Source organism: Thermus arciformis (assembly GCF_900102145.1).
Taxonomy (GTDB): Bacteria; Deinococcota; Deinococci; order Deinococcales; family Thermaceae; genus Thermus; species Thermus arciformis.
Map to the genome: position 1 here is coordinate 1 of NZ_FNBC01000083.1, position 1353 is coordinate 1353.

Annotated in this window: 2 protein-coding genes; both read left to right on the plus strand. The window is 59.7% G+C overall.

Annotated elements, in window-relative coordinates; translation table 11 throughout:
* Positions 1–72 precede the first annotated feature (72 nt).
* Entirely contained in the window at positions 73–921 is an 849-nt protein-coding gene (cas1c, locus tag BLP62_RS13400) for a type I-C CRISPR-associated endonuclease Cas1c (protein WP_241374339.1), read from the plus strand.
* Positions 922–923: 2 nt separating this feature from the next.
* Entirely contained in the window at positions 924–1223 is a 300-nt protein-coding gene (cas2, locus tag BLP62_RS13405) for a CRISPR-associated endonuclease Cas2 (RefSeq protein ID WP_014511151.1), read from the plus strand.
* The last annotated feature ends 130 nt before the right edge of the window (positions 1224–1353 follow it).

Sequence of the window (1353 nt, forward strand, 5' to 3'; positions counted from 1 at the left end):
GGTCATCCTGCGGGAGCTCCACGCCCTGGGTCTGGGGCCGCCGGGGGGAGGGGGTGAAGGTTTATGCGGGGTATGCGGGAGGTGCAAGTTTTGAGGCGGCCTATTGTATGGCTAAGCGAGCACGGGCGCTTCCACGGGCGGCTGGAAGGCCGAACGTCAGGAAACGTGCTTCTGAGGCGAGCGCAGCACCAAGCCCTTGATCGGGAGGAAAAGGCCCTTGCCTTGGCCAAGACCTTCGTCTACGCCAAGGTGCGCAACGCTAGGCTTGTTCTCCTCCGCGCCTTGCGGGAGAGAGGCTCCTCAGCGCTTCTGGGCGAAGCGCTCAGGGAGCATGAGGCTGTTTTGGCGGATCTTTCCCGGGCCAAGGACCTCGAGGAGGTCCGAGGATTGGAAGGGCAGGCCGCCGCCGCATACTTCCGGGCCTTTGGCGAGATGCTTCTAACACCTGAGTTCTCCTTTACCGGGCGGATCAAGCGCCCCCCGCGTGACCCGGTCAACGCGTTGCTTTCCTTCCTGTACACCTTGCTGGTCGCCGATGCTGTGGCTGCCTTGGAGGGGGTGGGCCTGGATCCCCAGGTGGGCTACCTCCATGCCCTACGGCCCGGGCGGCCCTCATTAGCTCTGGACCTCGTGGAGGAGTTTCGGGCTTGGTGGGCCGACCGCTTGGCCCTGACCCTTATCAACCGGAGGCAGATCACACTTAAGCACTTCGTAGAACGGCCCGGCGGGGCGGTCTATCTGAGCGAAGAAGGACGGGGGGAAGTGCTCACAGCCTACCAACGGCGGAAGCAGGAAGAGGTTACACACCCCCTGTTGAAAGAGACGGTACCCATAGGGCTCTTGCTTCATCTGCAAGCGCGGCTCTTGGCCCGGTATCTCCGTGGGGACCTTCCCAGGTATCCAGCCTTTCTGGCGAGGTGAGCGTGCATCGGCTGGACGTTCTCGTAGCTTATGATGTAGATACCCAATCAGAGGACGGCCAAAGGCGATTGCGCAGGGTGGCTCAAGTCTGTAAAAACTACGGTCAAAGGGTCCAGCTCTCCCTCTTTGAGTGCAGGGTCACCTTGGCTCAACTGGAGGACCTCGAGGCCAAACTCCTCAAGATCATGGACCTGGAAAAAGATAGCCTTCGCATCTATGTTCTTTATGGTGGCCGGGAAAAGTCCTTGAGAGCCCATGGCAAGGACAGATACACGGACTTTGACGAGCCCCTCATCCTATGATGAGGGCGATGCGCGGGTCGTGTAAGGATTTATGTGTAACCCAAGTTGCTACCTATCCCCTGGATCTGAAAAAATAGTGGCCGCTATGCTTTCCCGTCTCATAGCGGCCTTTTGCATTATAGACGACGCC

Excerpts from the sequence above, each read along its gene's own strand:
- cas1c (WP_241374339.1), top strand. The coding sequence starts at position 73 with ATGCGGGAGGTGCAAGTTTTGAGGCGGCCTATTGTATGGCTAAGCGAG.